This is a genomic window from Bacillus sp. GZB (assembly GCF_001975995.1).
Classification (GTDB): Bacteria; Bacillota; Bacilli; order Bacillales; family Bacillaceae; genus Bacillus; species Bacillus velezensis.
Genome location: NZ_MTQG01000010.1, coordinates 280,133 through 297,762, shown reverse-complemented (window position 1 = coordinate 297,762; position 17,630 = coordinate 280,133). Strand labels below are relative to the sequence as shown.

18 protein-coding genes, 1 tRNA gene, 1 pseudogene and 1 riboswitch are annotated in these 17,630 nt (G+C 44.6%); of the genes and pseudogenes, 12 read left to right on the top strand and 8 right to left on the bottom strand.

Annotated features, from left to right (window positions below):
* Positions 1-7 precede the first annotated feature (7 nt).
* The 7 genes from BXO87_RS01760 to BXO87_RS01730 all read left to right on the top strand — a co-directional run bounded on the left by BXO87_RS01760 (position 8) and on the right by BXO87_RS01730 (position 7,932).
* Positions 8-1,081, top strand: a complete 1,074-nt coding sequence (locus BXO87_RS01760) for a toprim domain-containing protein (protein WP_076851084.1) — start codon at positions 8-10, stop codon at positions 1,079-1,081.
* Between the two features lie 147 nt (positions 1,082-1,228).
* Positions 1,229-1,804 (top strand): RNA polymerase sigma factor, encoded by a 576-nt coding sequence (locus BXO87_RS01755; RefSeq protein WP_076851083.1) that lies wholly within the window; start codon positions 1,229-1,231, stop codon positions 1,802-1,804.
* 509 nt (positions 1,805-2,313) lie between these two features.
* Positions 2,314-3,066, top strand: a complete 753-nt coding sequence (locus BXO87_RS01750; protein WP_076851082.1) for a hypothetical protein — start codon at positions 2,314-2,316, stop codon at positions 3,064-3,066.
* Positions 3,067-3,151: 85 nt separating this feature from the next.
* Positions 3,152-5,737: a DNA polymerase gene (locus BXO87_RS20920; protein ID WP_076851081.1), complete on the top strand. Its 2,586-nt coding sequence runs from the start codon at positions 3,152-3,154 to the stop codon at positions 5,735-5,737.
* A gap of 112 nt (positions 5,738-5,849) precedes the next feature.
* Positions 5,850-6,227, top strand: coding sequence for a hypothetical protein (locus BXO87_RS01740; RefSeq protein WP_076851080.1), 378 nt, complete (start codon positions 5,850-5,852; stop codon positions 6,225-6,227).
* 15 nt (positions 6,228-6,242) lie between these two features.
* Complete coding sequence (locus BXO87_RS01735) at positions 6,243-6,452, top strand: hypothetical protein (RefSeq protein WP_076851079.1); 210 nt, start codon at positions 6,243-6,245, stop codon at positions 6,450-6,452.
* Positions 6,453-6,765: 313 nt separating this feature from the next.
* A complete protein-coding gene (locus BXO87_RS01730) occupies positions 6,766-7,932 on the top strand; it encodes a tyrosine-type recombinase/integrase (protein WP_076851078.1) in 1,167 nt (388 codons plus the stop codon).
* 214 nt (positions 7,933-8,146) lie between these two features.
* Here the strand turns inward: BXO87_RS01730 and BXO87_RS01725 are convergent.
* The 3 genes from BXO87_RS01725 to BXO87_RS01715 all read right to left on the bottom strand — a co-directional run bounded on the left by BXO87_RS01725 (position 8,147) and on the right by BXO87_RS01715 (position 10,703).
* Positions 8,147-8,218, bottom strand: a tRNA-Val gene (locus BXO87_RS01725).
* Between the two features lie 195 nt (positions 8,219-8,413).
* On the bottom strand, positions 8,414-9,589 hold the full coding sequence (metC, locus tag BXO87_RS01720) for a cystathionine beta-lyase (protein WP_038457663.1): 1,176 nt from the start codon (positions 9,587-9,589) through the stop codon (positions 8,414-8,416).
* Positions 9,582-10,703, bottom strand: coding sequence for a methionine biosynthesis PLP-dependent protein (locus tag BXO87_RS01715; protein WP_007610693.1), 1,122 nt, complete (start codon positions 10,701-10,703; stop codon positions 9,582-9,584). Before BXO87_RS01715 ends, metC begins: the two co-directional genes overlap by 8 nt.
* A 69-nt stretch (positions 10,704-10,772) precedes the next feature.
* Positions 10,773-10,898, bottom strand: a riboswitch (SAM riboswitch).
* A 174-nt stretch (positions 10,899-11,072) separates the two neighbouring features.
* On the opposite strand from BXO87_RS01715, the gene BXO87_RS01710 reads away from it, so the two are divergent.
* The 4 genes and pseudogenes from BXO87_RS01710 to BXO87_RS20915 all read left to right on the top strand — a co-directional run.
* Positions 11,073-11,795: an esterase family protein gene (locus BXO87_RS01710; RefSeq protein ID WP_007409075.1), complete on the top strand. Its 723-nt coding sequence runs from the start codon at positions 11,073-11,075 to the stop codon at positions 11,793-11,795.
* Positions 11,796-11,820: 25 nt separating this feature from the next.
* Positions 11,821-12,336 carry a YjcG family protein gene (locus tag BXO87_RS01705; RefSeq protein ID WP_038457662.1) on the top strand — a complete coding sequence of 172 codons (516 nt, stop codon included), beginning with the start codon at positions 11,821-11,823 and terminating at the stop codon, positions 12,334-12,336.
* Between the two features lie 4 nt (positions 12,337-12,340).
* A complete protein-coding gene (locus tag BXO87_RS01700; protein WP_038457660.1) occupies positions 12,341-12,772 on the top strand; it encodes a GNAT family N-acetyltransferase in 432 nt (143 codons plus the stop codon).
* A 62-nt stretch (positions 12,773-12,834) separates the two neighbouring features.
* Positions 12,835-12,966: pseudogene (locus BXO87_RS20915) on the top strand (ABC transporter permease); the annotation flags it as partial.
* 41 nt (positions 12,967-13,007) lie between these two features.
* Here BXO87_RS20915 and bla read toward each other — a convergent pair.
* Complete coding sequence (gene bla / locus BXO87_RS01690) at positions 13,008-13,757, bottom strand: subclass B1 metallo-beta-lactamase (protein ID WP_076851077.1); 750 nt, start codon at positions 13,755-13,757, stop codon at positions 13,008-13,010.
* Positions 13,758-13,825: 68 nt separating this feature from the next.
* Positions 13,826-14,080 (bottom strand): hypothetical protein, encoded by a 255-nt coding sequence (locus tag BXO87_RS01685; protein WP_061046893.1) that lies wholly within the window; start codon positions 14,078-14,080, stop codon positions 13,826-13,828.
* A gap of 119 nt (positions 14,081-14,199) precedes the next feature.
* On the opposite strand from BXO87_RS01685, the gene BXO87_RS01680 reads away from it, so the two are divergent.
* A complete protein-coding gene (locus BXO87_RS01680; protein WP_061046894.1) occupies positions 14,200-16,485 on the top strand; it encodes an ATP-dependent helicase in 2,286 nt (761 codons plus the stop codon).
* 68 nt (positions 16,486-16,553) lie between these two features.
* Here BXO87_RS01680 and spoVIF read toward each other — a convergent pair whose 3' ends face one another.
* The 3 genes from spoVIF to BXO87_RS01665 form a co-directional block, all read right to left on the bottom strand.
* Positions 16,554-16,808, bottom strand: a complete 255-nt coding sequence (spoVIF, locus tag BXO87_RS01675; protein WP_003154986.1) for a sporulation-specific transcription regulator SpoVIF — start codon at positions 16,806-16,808, stop codon at positions 16,554-16,556.
* A 166-nt stretch (positions 16,809-16,974) separates the two neighbouring features.
* Positions 16,975-17,136: a YjcZ family sporulation protein gene (locus BXO87_RS01670; RefSeq protein WP_007610678.1), complete on the bottom strand. Its 162-nt coding sequence runs from the start codon at positions 17,134-17,136 to the stop codon at positions 16,975-16,977.
* 92 nt (positions 17,137-17,228) lie between these two features.
* On the bottom strand, positions 17,229-17,426 hold the full coding sequence (locus BXO87_RS01665; RefSeq protein ID WP_003154990.1) for a hypothetical protein: 198 nt from the start codon (positions 17,424-17,426) through the stop codon (positions 17,229-17,231).
* Positions 17,427-17,630: the final 204 nt, after the last annotated feature.

The window sequence follows — 17,630 nt, the reverse complement described above, 5'->3', positions numbered from 1 at the left end:
GAGTTAAATGTCCAAGAGAAGCTTAGAGATGTTAGAAAACGTCCAACTCGATGTCTGGGATATTATCGATGAACTGAGGTTTGAGTATCAACACTCTTCAAGTTTCGGTATAAACCCTACTGCTTTTTCTCATAAAAACGATACAGGTGATTGGGTCATGTCTTGTTGTCCTAACCATGCAGAAACAAGGGCGTCCTTTGGAATATCCAAAGAACCCCCCTACCATACAAATTGTTTCTATTGCGGTTACTTAGGGACGCTAGATAAGGCGGTAGAGATCGCTTTTGGTTTAGACGACGGTGAGGGCATCAAGATCTTACTGTCTGACTATATCCTTGAAGAGACACGTGCTCCTGTAAACGTAGATGGGATTATAAACGATGGGAGAGAGCGTACAACTATCCCCTTCCTCAACGAGAGTGAACTTTATAAGTTCGACAACTCACCATCTAAGAATAAATGGACATACGATGTAGCTACGTCGTATCTAATCAACCAGCGTGGAATAACCCCTCATACATTGAACACCTACGGTATTAAAGTAGATGTTGATAATGAGTGTATCGTATTCCCACAAAGAACCAGAACTGGAGAACTACGTTTCCTCCAAAAAAGAAAGATAGGGAGTTCATACCAAGGTGCTAAGTTCATCAATGAAGGGTCCCCCATAAAAAAGGATATACTCTTCGGCCTTAACTTCATTAATCAACTTAGAACCTCAAAAAACCGTATCAAAAGAGTACGGATGGTGGAGTCACCTCTTGACGCTATGTCTAACTACCAGGTAGGCATAGCAGCCGTAGCAACTAACGGTAAAATTCTTTTCAAGAATCAGATTAGGGAACTCCAACTAGCAGGAGTAGAAATTGTTGATACCTTCTTTGATAACGACAAAGCCGGTTGGGACGCCACTGTACAAGCCACAAACGATCTAGTGAGAGCGGGGTTCATCGTTAATCAAACCCTTTACCCTTCTCAGTTTAGCAGAGGCACGAAAGTTGATTCAAACGATCTGCTCAAACTAGGTTGGCTAGATAAGTTAGAGAGTAAGCCTGTGAGTTTGTTAGGGTACGACCTCTAAAAATTAATGATTCTTGTCATACTTTTGCCACCTATAGATGGTGTGAAGATTTGACTACAAAGGTCTGTCGAAATTTGGCATTCGGCAGGGCCTTCTTTAAGTACGCCCAAAAACCAAAAACTTTCAAATTACTGGAGGAAATTAACTATGTCAACAGCTACCGTTAACTCAAACAATATCAATGAAATCATCATGGATCTATTAAACTCTACATATATGAAAAAAGTATTCAACTTTGAGTTATTCAAGATCAAGTTACAAGATAAAGATGATGTTAAACAAGACTGCATTATTCAAATTTTAAGTGCCCTAAAAAAACAAAAAGTCACGCCTGACAATCTACAATCCTTTTGCCACACTATTATTAGAAGAACAGTAGTAGACTACTACCGGAAAACTAATAGAAAGATAGAACAGAATTCCTCTACGGTCTTCTTTTGTGATGGGATTAGGGCAGAAGATCAACAAGATGACAATAACTCAACCACCAGCACATTTGTTGTGAGTTCGGACGAGCATGGTTACGATATCTTCAACGTGAAACATGATTTCGAGACAAACAGACATCGTTTTACTCCCACTGAGCAAAACGCAATTGAATTCATGCTTTCAAACCACGTGTCTATGTCTTTAAGTTTAGCAGAAATAGCAGAAGAATTACAGATCAATAAGTCCCATACTACTCGTGCATTCAAAAAACTACGTGATATCTGTGGGTCCTAAGACCTACAGGTGTCCCTGTTAAGAATCTCTACATCTTAAACAAAAGTATATCATCGTAACACACCTATGTAAATGTCTTACAGTTGGGTTTTTCATTACATTTTTGTTACAGAACGCAACTAATCGGTTACGCAAAACGATAACTATTGTTTGGGTTACTGGTGTTCTAATATCACGTGATCATTATACATCATCACAACAACTTTTGCAAACACCCTTTGACTTGTCTCTATTTTTGTGGTATATCGCACCATCTCTTCAAAAGTTTAGATGTTTTTTTAAATTCCCCATCTGCGGGCTGTGAGTATGTTTAGTCCAAGGAAATATAATGGCTCCCACCCCCACAATTGTGATTGTTTTTGGTGAACTGTACCCCTTCCCTCTTTTGTTAAAACAACTTTCTTAAAATCCGCAACTGTTATAGCAGAAGCAACGATCATTATTGTGAGCGTGAGAGCAGAGACCTCAAAAGCTCAAAAAATAAACACATACATTGGAGGAAGTTAACTATGACAGCAGTAAAAGGATTAGACGCAATTCTGAGCGGCGGAACACAATTCATCACTTTCGAGGACGGCAAGCCTTTAACGCTTTTATTCATTGACTGGTATGACGACTTGGTCGGAATTCGTGAACACTACGAATCGACGCTAAACCCAAAATATGTACGTTGCCCTGGTAAAGATGTTTGCCCATTATGCGCAGCGAATCCAGGGAAATACCCGGGATTCAAAATTAAATTCCGTGTATTTGATCCAAAAGATCAAAAAGTTAAGTTTGTCTCTCTTGCTAAAACACATATCCAAAAACTCAACACAGAGTTCAACCTTGAGGAGATCGACCCCACTAAGAATTTCGTAACCATTTACCGCTCCGGGAAAGGTGCTTCCGATACTAGCTATTCTGCCCGAGCTTACAAACCAAACGGTCAAGATAAACCTGAACTACAAATCCCTAACTTTGATGAAATGGGTATTGAAGTACCGTCGCTAGAAGATCAAATCACACCGCATACTCCCGAGGCTATCCAAGGATTTATGGACGCTTTACTTGCAGGTGCTTCACAACAACAAGACCAGTTCCAGCAAATGCAGCAACAGCAGGAACAATTCCAGCAAGGGCAGTACCAGCAACAGCAAGGACAGTTCCCTCCACAAAGCCAGCAATTCCAGCAACAAGGCCAATTCCAGCAACAAAATGGATTCCCTTCTGCAAACCATGGGCAGCAAGGACAAACATCCGGCCGCAAGCTTCCGTTCTAAAGAAAGATTCAATTTACCGAACTAACGCTATCAAACTAACCAACGGGGCGAGTATATCGCCCCTTTATTTATGGGAGGTCTTATAATGAGTGACCAAAACACCGTAGAAGACGATATCTTAGGTGCGCTGGACAAACGAGAAAAGAAAGAAAGCGCAAAAAAGACACGCACCAAAAAGTCAGAGCCAAAAAAGAAAGCCAAAAAAGTCACCAAGAAAGAACAACAGATAATTGATATAGCAAACTCGATAAAGGTTCCTGACAACTACCATTTAATTAATACACCTGAATTATTTGAGAAATTCGTACAACATTACACGATGTATAAGACTATGTATCAAGAGCCTTACGTGTTCATTGATACAGAGACTTATGGGGTTAACCCGTTTAAGGATGAGATTATATCAATCTCCATCGGCTTTATGGACGACAATCACTTCGATTTACCGATCAAACCATTCAAACACCCGTCATCTGTAGATGTCCCTTCTTTAGACCACACCCCGACAGTAGACACATTGCGGCAGCTTTTACAGCAAGACAAGAAGCTTGTCTTAGCTAACGCAAAGTTTGATATCCATGTCCTCTATAACTGGTGTGATATTGATATCACATTTAATGTTTGTTGGGATACTATGGTTGCTGCTGGCCTCCTAAATGAAAATATGCCTAAGGGTCTTAAAGAATGGTACAAAACATACGCATTACCTGACCTGGTAGCTCGGGGATTAATGGAAGATGAACGTAAATTGCCTACTTTCAAATTCGGTAGTATGTTCGACAAGATCCCGTTCGATGAAGTCCCGCACAATTTAGCAACCTACTATGCTTGTCACGATACCTTTATGACCAAAGCAGTTTTCCAATATCAAAAATCTATATTAGAAGACCCTACGTTCGGTCTCGATGGTGTGATGAAGCTGTTTAAAGAAGTAGAAATGCCGTTAATCCCAGTCCTCGCCACCGCAGAACGTAAAGGTATTAAAGTAGATGGGGACTTCCTAGAAAAAGATATCGGGTATGCCCTATCAAAGAAACTTGCAGAGATAAAGCAAGGTATCTACGATCATCTTGGGTCGACAATTGTGTTACAGAAAACTAAAACTCGACAAAAGAACGGGATTAAATATAAAGATCATTACGAAGTAACCGAGGAATTTAACTTAGGTTCCCCCGCTCAACTTTCACGTAAGCTCTATGTCGATAATAAGATCCTAGAGCCGGTCATGGAATATGACAAGGAAAGTAAGAAACAGGTACCTAAAAACAAAACAGATAAGAAGACACTTACTAGGAACAAAAACGCACACCCTGTCATACCTCTAATACTGGAGTATAGGGGGCTATCTAAGTTGATTGACGCTTTTTGCAATAAACTCCCTAAAGAACCCCAAGGCACAATTGACGGCCGAATTCACTGTTCTTATAACCAATTGGTTCGGACAGGCCGTATGTCCTGCTCCAATCCAAACTTACAACAAATACCTTCTAAGTTTGACTTAATACGGTACGGGTTCAGAGCCGATGAGGGCCGCACGTTAGTATCAATCGACTTCTCACAGCAGGAGTTGCGGTGGTTAGCAATCTTTACCCAAGAACCTTCTTTAATAGAGGTATACAGTAAGGGACTAGACATGCATAGCCGAGTAACTTGTCAAGTGCATGGGTTTGACTATAACATGTTTGAACAAATCCGTAACTATAAAGGTGATACCGCCGAAGAGACAGAAAGAAATCTCAAAGAAGCCATGGATAATTGGAAATACACTGAGGAAATTCAATTTGCTATCGCCAAATATAACGCCACTTACAGCACGAATTTAGATTCTGATGTTTTGGACGATAACGTTACAACTACCTTAGCAAGCTTTTTTGAATTACTTCGTAAAAAAACTAAGTCTGTTGTATTCGGAACAGTTTACGGTATCACAGAGATCGGTCTAGCTGATCAAATTCAAGGTACCAAAGAAGAGGCCAAAGCTCTAATCGATGGATTTAAAGCAGGATTGCCTTACTACCTCCGCTGGGAGGCTGAAACCCATAAAAAGGTTCTTGCAAGCGGTTATGTGGAAACCTGGTTAGGGAGAAAACGCCGCTTCGGAGAAACATTGCAAGAGGCTTACTCTAGCGATCTATGGAGAAAACGCAAATGGCATTGGCTAGTCGAAAAGTGCAAAAGGCAATCAACGAACGTACTTATCCAGGGTACCTCTGCGGACCAGGTTAAAAAAGCTATGGTCGAGTTATTTTACCCTAAGCGCCCCGATGGAACTGTATGTTTTGACCGTACTGAATGGTTGGAGAACGGTTATCAATCTAAATTAGAAGAACATGATGTCAATCTCCTGTTACAGGTACACGACGAGTTAGTATTTGAAGCTCCTGAAACAGTCGAGTGGTCGGCTCTACAAGAATTAGCTGAAATCATGCAGAATGTAATCCCTACGGAACATTTAGGCGTACAGTTTAAGTCAGACATTGAAGCCTCTCCGTATTGGGGTGGGAATTTCTCTCCTGAGGAATTAAGTCAAATTGCCAACGGTGATCTAGACTGGAGAGAAACTTTTGCCAAGGAAGTCAAAAAGAAAATGGAGAAAGAATTAGGACACGAATACGAGTTAGGGTTGTTTACAGAAAAAGATGAGGACGAAGATGAAGATCAAGCAGCGTAAGGTGGCCTTAGGGTCACCTTTTATTGTGCAGCCAATAAATTTTTCGCAACTATTTAAGCCTGTTGAACGATAACTATTTTGAAGTTAGAGAAATCTAAAGGAGAGATTTATTATGTCAGCAAATCCACAGGAAATTAGAGAAATTGTCGTAGTAGAGTTCGATCCTACACTCAAACATTACGATTTCAAAAACTGTCTTGAAGGCATTTCTATAGGTGACAGCGTTGTTGTAGATACAAGGAATGGAGTCAGAGCGGGTACAGTCGTCGGGTTCAAAAACAACTCCAAACTAGCGGACAGGTGGGTCATCCAAAGAGTAGATTTAGAAGGTCACAAAGAACGTTTAGAAAAGGAAAAAGAGAAAAATTCTCTAAAGATCCAAATGGAGAACCGCCGAAAAGAGCTTGAAGAGTTGGAAGTCTATCAGAGTTTAGCGGATAACGATAAAACAATGGCCGACCTACTGAATAACTATAAGGCTCTAGCATAAGGAGGACGAAGGGAAATGGAAAATACTACACCACTTTTTATCAAACTCACCCACAAGAAGACAGGAAAACCTACGTACATTAAGGCTGATGATATCACCAGTGTACGACAAAACGATGAAGGGGTAACTCTGATTTTACAAGGAGACAGCGGTCAGTACGTCAGGGAAAGTGTTGAGTGCGTTATTGATGTATTGACTATGTACGGTTTTGGGTTTGTGGATTAATTACTTTCCTACTTTAGCTTTAGTAGGCTTTATTGGAACACCCTTAGTAGTTTGTGCTCTTTCTGACTGGTGGAACATAAAGAAAAGGTAATCATGCTTTCCCGTAATTAACTTGCACCTAACCCTGCCACAAAACACTACCTACTAGTTGATATTTCCGACACCGCATGTTTTCACACGTAGTAGTTACCTCTCGATGTAAGAGAACTCAGAGTCAGTTGACCACGCTTCTAATTGACTCTGTCAGGAGGGCAATGTTAATATTATTCCAGCGAAAGCCCTCCTGCATCTACCAACGAAGGAGGAACTTTCTATGAGAGGTTCAGTTAAGCAAGATAAAAAGACGAAGAAGTGGTTTTACGAAGTAACGGTAAGTACAGACCCTATTACAGGGAAACGAAAACGCAAGAAGAAGAGAGGATTCGATACAGAGAAGGCGGCGCAGAAAGCTCTTATCGAACTCATTGCAGAGATTCAAAAAAACGAGTATCTAGAACCCTCCACAGTGCCGCTCAGCACCTATTTATCGGAGTTCCTAAAGATCCGTGCGACCGAATTGGAAGGTGACACTTTCAAAACGGAGAAAGGTAATATGGAAACACATATATTACCTGAACTAGGCAGGCTACCTTTAGGGAAGGTCACTACAGATCGTTTACAAAGGTTTATAGATAAGCTTTTAGAAGAAAAGGGCTTACAAGCCTCTTCAGTCAAGAGGATCTTTGATCCACTAAGAATTGCATTAGATCGAGCTGTTACGAGGGGCTATATCCGCGAAAATCCTGCTAATGCTGTGATCAAACCAAAAATTACTCGTTCTGAAATGACGGTGTGGTCTAAAGAAGACGTAGTGAGGTTCCTGAATTTCGCCAAGAAAGACAGGATGTTTATGCTCTTCCATTTAGCATTCACCACTGGTTTAAGACAATCCGAGTTATTAGGGTTGCGTTGGAAGGATCTGGATACAGAGCAAGGGGTACTAAGAATAACACAGGTCCTGACAAGAGACGGAGAACTAAAACCTAGAGGAAAGACGGCGTCCGCAACCCGAGCAGTCACTTTAATGGAAGAAACTCTACAATTACTTCAAAAGCACAGAGAAATGCTGGCAAGAGAGCGATTCGCAGCGGGAGACAAATATAAGGACCACGGTTTGATTTTACCGAGTTCTAAAGGAACACCCCTACTCCACAGAAACACAAACCGCTCTTTTGACAGACTTGTTAAAGAGTACAATGCTTTAGCGGACAAGATGAAAGATGTAAATAATATCGACGTCCCTAGACTAGAGAAAATAAGGTTCCATGATATGCGGCACACTCACGCCACCTTGCTTCTACTGGCAAGAGAAAACCCTAAAATTGTCGCTGAGCGGCTTGGTCACTCTAAGGTAAGTGTTACGCTGGATACCTATTCTCACGTTTTACCTAACATGCAAAAAGAGGTTCCTGCCAAACTGGCAGAAGTATTGAATGGGTAATGAGTTATGTCTACCCACCAAAGGAGGTGATGTACAACCTTCTTTGAGTGTCCCCTACCAGCTGTCACTGATAGGGTTGACATGAGATGTGATCACCAAACATCAGATTTTTCGTCGCCAATCCGTCGCCAAAACCAACTTGTTTAGGTGAGGGGAGCGAAAAAGGGAAAACAAAAAAACACTTTGCTCTGTCAAACAAAGTGCCTTCAACCTATGAGGCGTACTGGGTTCGAACCAGTGACCTCTTGCCTGTCAAGCAAGCGTTCTCCCACTGAACTAACGCCTCGCAATATGATGTCACAATCCTGTCAAGGTAGCGCTCTCCCAGCTGAGCTACGGAATCATGATATGTATGTGTTGCTGGGTATGTTGTTGTCTCTCTGACATTTACAATTATATATCCTGATTTCTCATTCGTCAACACTTTTTTTATCTAAAATAAAAAAAGGGCGCGTCATAAAATTGACGGCGCCCTTTTCGTTTATGATCTCACTTGGGCGGGGGTTATTTTTTTCAATGCCTGTTCGAAGTCCCGTTCTAAATCTTCGGCGTTTTCGACTCCTACGCTCAAGCGCAGAAGGCCGTCTGTGATGCCGCGTTTCTCCCTCTCTGCTTTCGGCATGGCGGCATGCGACATGGCTGCAGGATATGAGAGAATGGATTCGACGGCGCCGAGGCTGACGGCAAATACCGGAAGCGATACGTTTTCGACCAGCTTTTTGACGGCTTCTTTGCTTTCCAATTCAAAAGACAGGACGGCGCCCGCTCCGCTCGCTTGACGTTTATGGGTATCGGCTCCCGGGTGTCCGTCAAGGCCGGGATAGTAAACGTTTTTGACGGCGGGGTGCCCGTCAAAAAAGGCAGCCAGCCGTTCAGCCGTCCGGCTCGCTTTTTCCAGCCTGACCTGCAATGTTTTTAAGCCTCTCAATACGAGCCAGCAGTCCTGAACGCCGAGCACCGCTCCAAATGAGTTTTGCAGCTTATACAACTGATTGCCGAGCTCTTCATCCTTTACGGCGGCAAGGCCTGACAGCACGTCACTGTGGCCGCTTAAAAATTTCGTCGCGCTGTGAAGCACGATATCTACACCGAGATCAAGCGGACGCTGCAGAGCAGGCGTCATGAAAGTATTGTCAAGGTATGTCAGACAGCCGTGATCCTTTGCCAGTTTGACGACGTCCTTAATATCCGTGATGCCGAGCGTCGGGTTTGACGGTGTTTCCATATAAATGGCTTTCGTGTTCGGCCGGATGGCGCGGGCGACAGCTTCTGTGTCCGTCATATCGACAAAGGTATGTTCGATTCCGAAACGGGACAGAACCTCAGTCACCATGCGGAATGTTCCGCCGTACACATCCTCCGTGACGAGGACATGGTCGCCTTGGGATAAAAGCAGAAACGCCGTTGAAATCGCCGCCATTCCTGAGCTGAAAGCAAAACCTCTCGTTCCGCCTTCAAGACCTGCGATCGTTTCTTCAAGCGCTGTTCTTGTCGGTGTGCCTGAGCGGCTGTAGTCATATGTCCCGAATTCTTCAAATGAAGACTGATGGAATGTGGAAGCATGCTGGATCGGGACGCTGACGGCTCCGGTGGCTCCGTCTGTTTTAAATGGATTGTGCACGAGCTGGGTTTCCAGCGTCCAATTGTGATTACTCATATGACACGGCCCCCTCTTTTACTTGCTGTAATGCCTGCTTTACATCCCGCTTCAAATCTTCTGCATGTTCAATGCCCACTGAAAATCTCAGCAGACGGTTGCAGACACCGTTTGCGATACGGATGTCTTCCGGAATGTCCATGTGCGTCTGTGTCGCGGGGTATGTAATAAAGCTTTCTACCCCGCCGAGACTTTCTGCGAAACAGATCGTTTTCAGCGCCTTTAAAAACGGATTGACCCATTCCTCTTTTTGCAGCCGGAAAGACAGCATCCCGCCTTTTCCGGGATATAACACGTCGGCGATTTCTTCTTCCTGTTCTAAAAATTCTGCAAGTTCACGGGCGTTTTCTTCATGACGGCGCATTCTGAGTCCGAGTGTTTTCATCCCTCTCATTAAAAGCCACGAATCAAACGGCGGGAGAACCGCGCCGATCGCATTTTGGTGATTAAACATGATCTCGCCGAGCTCTTCATCCTTAACGACAGCCAGACCGGCAAGGAGATCATTGTGCCCCGCTAAATATTTTGTGGCGCTGTGAATGACGATGTCCGCTCCCAGTTCAAGCGGGCGCTGTAGCACCGGGGTATAAAACGTATTATCCACAATTAAAAGCAGGCCGGCTTCTTTCGTAATCCGGGCGATTTTTTCAATGTCCGCCTCCTGCATTAACGGGTTTGTCGGTGTTTCAACAAATACCGCTTTCGTGTTTTCCGTTATCTTGGAGCGTAAACAGTCTTCATCGCTGAAATCATCGTAAATAAAGCTTAAGCCGTATTTTCTCCATTCGTTTTCAAACAAACGGTACGTGCCTCCGTATAAATCGGAGGATACAATCAATTCATCCCCGCTTTTAAATAAAGCCATAATGGTTTGAATGGCTGCCATTCCCGAGCTGAAAGCAAATCCTCTCGCACCGTTTTCCAACACGGCGATGGCGTCTTCGACGAGCTGGCGTGTCGGGTTTTTCGTGCGCACGTAATCAAAACCTGTAGATTCTCCTATTCCTCTATGGCGGTAAGCGGTGGACAGATAAATCGGCGGACTGACCGTTCCCGTTGCTTCTTCGCTTCTATTTCCGATTTGGGCTAATTTTGTATCAACATGCTGCGTCATCAGTAAGCACCATCCTTTTTCAAAAATAAAAAAGCCCCCTCTTCATAAGAAGAAGGAGCTTTTCTCTTCCTCTTATCTTCCAAGCATGTGAATCGCTTGCTGGATTTAGCACCTTGGCACTTTGCCTTCCCGCGGCAAAGCAAACCGGTTGCTGAGGTTTCAAAGGGCCAGTCCCTCCACCTCTCGTGATAAGAATATTGTTTTGTATTTTCTGATTGTTCTATATTAACGCACTATAAAATGAATTTCAATAACTTTTTATTTATCTGAACTCTCGCAAGAAGTGCATCTGAAGAAAGAAATTTCTAATAATTCATGGTACAATAGGAAAAAACCATCAAGACAAGAAGCGGCCTGGAGGAATGCGATGTGGCATCAAAAAACGGAATCATTCATGAGAAAAAACTTTTCTCCCATGAGCTTGAAGAGGAAATGACCGTTTTGGTCTACCTGCCCGCCACCTTCTCCCCCCTGTATAAATATCATACGGTCATCGCTCAGGACGGCCATGATTATTTCAGATTAGGGAGAATCGGGCGGCAGGCGGAAGAGCTTATGTCAAAAGGGGAAATTGACCGCTGCATCATTATCGGCGTCCCTTATAAAAACGTGCGGGAGCGAAGAAACACATACCATCCAGAAGGCTCTAAGTTCGCCTCATATAAGCGGTTTATCGCAAATGAGCTCGTTCCTTTTATCGACAAAGAATACCCGACTTATCAAGTCGGATACGGCCGCACCATGATCGGGGATTCCCTCGGCGGAACCGTTTCGCTCATGACGGCGATTGACTATCCGAACATGTTTGGAAACGTCATCATGCAGTCTCCGTATGTTGACGGACACGTGCTGGATGCCGTCCGGCAGTCGGAGGATCTCAAACAGATTTCCGTTTATCATCAAATCGGAGAAAAAGAAACCGGCGTTCACACGACGGACGGCCAGGTTCTTGATTTCACCGCGCCGAACGAAGAGCTCAAACAGCTGCTGGAAAGCAAACAGTCCGAATACACGTATGAAACCTTCGACGGGGATCATAAATGGACCTACTGGCAGCCGCTCATCACGCCGGCGCTGAAAAAAATGCTGTAACCATTCATTTAAGGAGGGAACTTTCATGAAATACGGTATTGTTTTATTTCCATCAAAAAAATTACAGGATCTCGCAAATTCGTACCGGAAACGCTACGACCCGAGCTACGCGCTCATTCCTCCGCACCTGACGCTAAGAGATCCGTTTGAAGCGACAGAACAGGAAATCGAGCAGGTCGTATCACAGCTGAGACAGACGGCGAAAGAGTCGCATCCGCTCGTTCTGAAAATCACAAAATACAGCTCGTTTTCTCCTGTGAATAATGTGATATATATGAAAGCAGAGCCGTCGGAGGAATTAAAATCTCTGAGTGAGAAATGCTACTCAGGAGCATTATCCGGCGAGCCGGAATACAGCTTCGTTCCGCATGTCACGGTCGGCCAGAAGCTGTCGTCAGATGAACATTCCGACGTACTCGGACAGCTGAAAATGCAGGACATTTCCCACGAAGAAGTCATCGACCGTTTTCACTTGCTCTATCAGCTGGATAACGGCTCATGGACTGTGTACGAAACATTTTTATTAGGCGGAGGAGAATAACTGTTTGGAATCCATCATCGCAAAAACTGAAAAACAGCTGAACGACGCTATTTTCGTCAGAAAAGAGGTCTTTGTTAAAGAACAGCTCGTTCCGGAAGAAGAAGAGATTGATCAATTCGAAGACACGTCAGAGCATATAGTCATATATGACGGCGGCCAGCCGGTCGGAGCCGGCAGATGGCGCATGAAAGACGGGCATGGAAAATTAGAACGCATCTGCGTGATGAAAAGCCATCGTTCTTCAGGCGTCGGAGCCATCATTATGCAGGCGCTTGAAAAAGCGGCGGCAGCCAAGGGCGCCGACAGCTTTATCTTACATGCGCAGACGCAGGCAGTTCCGTTTTACGAAAAACAAGGATACCGCGTCACATCCGGCGAAGAATTTCTCGATGCGGGCATCCCCCATCTGGAAATGATAAAGAAACACAAACGATAAAATCAAAAGCACTCCTGTTGATATGGCAGGAGTGCTTTTACGACAAGAACTGATTCAGCATAATCGAGCTGGCCCAGGAAGTCATATCCGGAGATTATTCTTCCTTTCATCAGCATATTTGGCCGATAGCGGGATATACCGTTTTGGCGCTTGCACTTGCTTTCCTCAGTTTTATGAAAATCAGGAAGAGATAAAAAAAGCCGGCACTCCGTAATGGGAGCGCCGGTCTTCTTTATTACGTTTCTTTCAGAAGGTTTATCGTATGCGGCAGCAGACGGTCATCCCCCGGACTGCCATGGCCCGGAACGATAATGCTGATGTCCTGATATCTTTTCATGACTTTGCGGACGGCGCGCGGCCACTGATCCGGATAAAAACCCGGAGTAGGCACGATTTCCTTTGTTTCCAAAGCCTTGATTAAGCATCCGCCGAATAAGAGCTTATCCTCAGGCAGCCAGACGGTAATATTGTCTTCTGTATGCCCTTTTCCCGGATAAAACGTTTCAATTTTCATATCGCCAAACTGCAGCTTTGTCACGTTTTTCAAATCTCCGAGCGGCCGGTCATATCCCTGCTCTCGGGCGAAGTTGGCGGTCAGCTTCGTGCTGTGCACCTTTACGCTGTATTTGTACAGTGTGTTCAGCCCGCCGATGCGATCGTCATGGGCGTGTGTCACAATGGCATCGGTCATCCTTTTGCCGGGAAACCGCTTTTTTATTTGTGTCATTAATTGCTCTGTGAGACTGTCATTCCACGGAGTATCAATCAGTACGATTCCTTTGGAAGTCTCAAGAAGCAATCCGTTCGCAGGGACGGGATTTCCGTCTGCCGTACCGGTGCTTGTATGCATCCAAACATGCGGCGCCAGCTGTGTGAGAGTGACATCTTTTGCTGCGGAGCTCTCCGCCGCGTGTGCCGGTTTCATTCCGGCAGTAAAGAGGCCGAATAGAAATAACCCCGCAATTAATAATGAAAGCTTTCTCAAATTGAATCATTCCTTTCCGCATCTTTCATATATACGACTCAAAAAAGCCCGGATATATCCGGGCTTTTTCACACGTATTGATTTATCAACCGGCCTTTTCCCATGATTTGCGGCAGACGGGAAAGAGAGCGCTTACGTTTTTCCTCATGTACTTTCTTTTCTGCGGCTGCGGTGTTTTCCTGGCGGCGCTCCACCTCTCTGTACACCCTGTCATTGGCAAGGGTGGCCGCTTTCGTAATGCCGGCATAATCAGACTTATAACCCGCTGCCCGGTTTGCGTATTGAGAATACTGCTGGTTTTGAATCCGTCCTGCATAAATCATATGTACCCCTCCCCTTCGCTTTCATTTCCCTTAATCTTACTTTTTGAAACGCTGTTCTTTTGTTATGATATTCTTTGTCTATCAAATGGATGAACACCTTTTAATGGGAGGACCCCTTTTTGAAATGCGCCCGACTGAATAACCGAACGATACATTTACATACATATTCTAGAGAACATTACCAATTCCTTTTTGAAGAAGCTCAGAAAGGAAATATTTTTTGCGCACATTGTGAGCAGCCCGTCTTGATGCGGCTTTCGATTTTAGAGCAGCCGGCATTTTATCACCGGCAAAAGGGAGACTTCACCGCCTGTGAAAAAGCATGCGCGGCCGAGGCACCACAAGCGGAGAAAGAAAAAGAAGAGTATAAGGAAGCCGGCATGTTCCGCCTGCCGAAAGGAAAAGCGATTTCAGAGAATCCGAAACCGATCGTCTCAGAATGGAAAAGCCCGAAAAAAGTGCCTGCGGCCGAACCGTTTTCACCAACATCCGAGGCGGCTGATACATCTTTGTTCCCCGGCATCGGCCTGAACCGTGAACAGATGAAGGCAGTTACTGAAACGGACGGGCCTTTATTAGTGCTTGCCGGAGCGGGAAGCGGAAAAACAAGGGTGCTGACAGCACGCGCCGCCCATATGATTGAACACCTCGGCATTTCACCTGAAAATATGCTGCTTGTGACCTTTACGACAAAAGCCGTCGCCGAAATGAAAGAGCGGATGGCGAATGAGTACGGTCTGGCAGCCGGAAAAGTCTCCCGTCTCGTGACCGGAACATTCCACAGTTTTTTCTATAAAATACTCTATCATTATGATTCTTCAAAATGGAACGGCAGCCAGCTTTTAAAAATGGAGTGGCAAAAAGAGCAATATGTGAAAAAGGCGCTCTATGAAGAAAACTTGGATGAAAAAGAGTTTCCCGTCGACCAGGCGCTTCAGCTTATCGGCTGCTGGAAAAACACGTATCTCCCCCATGAGACCATTCCGCTTGCGGACGACTGGGAGAAAAAAGTGTACAGGCTCTACGAACATTACGAACGGCAGAAGCAGGAAAAACGGCAATTTGATTTTGATGACATGGCTCAAGGCTGTTATGAACTGTTTCAAAGCCGGCCTGATATTCTCGCGCAGTACCAAAACAGATTTTCTCATATTTTGATTGATGAATTTCAAGATATCAATCCTGTCCAGTACAACATTATGCAAATGATCGCAAGCCCAGAGAATAACCTGTGCTGCGTGGGTGATGACGACCAATCCATTTATGCGTTCCGCGGCAGCAGCCCGTCTTTCATTTTAGATTTTCAGAAAGATTATCCGGCAGCAAAGACCATTTACTTAACGGCAAATTACCGATCGCCGCATCCGATCGTCTCAAGCGCTCATGCCGTCGTAAAGAAAAATAAAAAACGGTATGAAAAAACACTTTCTGCCGTCAAAGACGGCGTTCACAATCCCGTGATGTTTTATCCTTACGATGAAGAAGAAGAAGCGACCATGATCGTTTCGGATATGAAAGAGAAAATTCAAAACGGGGCGAGTCCTGACGATTTTGCCGTGCTTTACCGGACAAACAGCGCCGGACGGGCCATATATGAAAGACTGCACCAATCATCGATTCCTTATCATGCCGACCGGGGCGTGCAGACGTTCTACAGCCGCAGAATCGTACGCCAGATCCTCGCCTACTTATATGCGAGTCAGAATGAAGATGATCCGGATGCGGTGAAAGACCTGCTGCCCGCCTTATTTTTAAAGCAATCCGCCCTGCAAACGTTAAAGGCGCTGTCAATCACGGAAGATTGCACGATGATTAAGGCACTGACGAAACTGCCTGACCTGAAGCCTTTTCAAATAGGGAAGATCAAGCAGATCGTTCCGTTTTTCGCAAGCATCCGGACAATGAAGCCGGTTGAAGCCATCACCTTTGCAGAAAGCAAAATAGGTTTTTCCGAGTATTTAAAAAAACGGGGCAATGAGGGAAACAAACTGGAAAAAGGCTCTGATGATCTCAGGGATGTCAAAGTGGCCGCCAAAAAATTCAAAACGATTCCCGATTTTCTTGCGCATGTCGATCATATGCGCGCCGCTGAGAATCTGAAAACCGATGAAAACGGCGTCGAACTGCTGACCATTCACCGCTCTAAAGGTCTTGAATTCAATACGGTCTATATTTTAGGCGCGGCTGACGGCTCGATCCCCCATGACTTCGCGCTTGAGACGGCGAGACAGGGCGATCCCGCTCCGCTCGAAGAAGAAAGACGGCTTCTGTATGTCGCTATGACAAGGGCCATGCAGCATTTATATGTATCTTGTCCCGCGTACAGACGGGGAAAAACAGCGCGCAGCTCAAGATTTCTCGAGCCCCTTCTTCGGACGGACAGACGGAGCGTACTCAGGATATAAAGAACCCGGCAGATCACTGCCGGGTTCTTCTCACATAAAAAGGCCTTTTTAGCAAGGCCGGCTGACGCCTATTTATTGTTCAGCATTTTAGAAATGGTGCCAAAATCAAGTTTCTCTTTACCGCTTGTAATAGATTGAACGATTTTGTCTTCCAATTCTTTCGGAACACGCTTGTTAGCCAGCTGGGACACCTTCTGAATGACGCCTCTCACCGTGTTTTCATCTTTGAAATTGGCATTTTGCAATGATCCTGCAAGGTTCATGACATCCTTCATGCTGACGCCTGTTTTCTTCTCAATATTTTTGAAAAATTGATTATCCATGGTGTGCCTCCTTTTGTGGAGTAATACGATATTGTATGAATAAAGAGCGGAACATGTGCCCGTAAGACAAGGAAAAAATTCCGAGTGCCCCGTCTCTATACTCCTTCATACATCAGGGAAGCACGGGACTGAACGGTCCCGCGCTTATCCAAGGTCTTGCTAAGGTTTAGCCAAAAAAGGATGCACCGACAATGATCAGAAGGATGAACAATACGACAACAAGAACAAATGTTGAGCCGTATCCGCCTCCGACATAGCCGCCTCCGTATCCGCCGCAGCCGCCGTAACCGCCGTAGCCGCCGCCGAATCCGCCATATCCGAATCCCATATTTAAGCACCTCCTTTACTCTGTATACTCTATGTGAGCCGACTTGTTTGGCTTGGATAAATGCATAGGGCCGGTGCGGATTTCATTTCATTTTATTGAGAATGCTCATTTTTCTTCAGTTTTGCTTCTGTCTCGGCGGCAAACACATCTATCCATTCCTCAAAGCGCGATCCCGCTTCATCAAACTCAGAGAGCTGTTTTTCAATAGATAAGATATAGTTGTCATGCTCCCGCTGATTTTGATTGTGCCGGCGGTATTTACCGTTTATGAATGATTCAAATATATTCATAACATCCCCTCCTCCTATGGTCTATGCCGAACAGGGGCCGGCGTTCGGCAAAAAACAAAAAAACCGGAAGTTCCGGTTTTTTAGAAAACGGCTATTTCGGTTTTTTCTTTTGCCCGCAGCCGCAGCCTTTTTTCTTAATTTTTTTTTCGTAAGGCTGATGCTCAGTTGATTTGTATGGAGAGTGTTGGGAAGGTTTGCTTGATT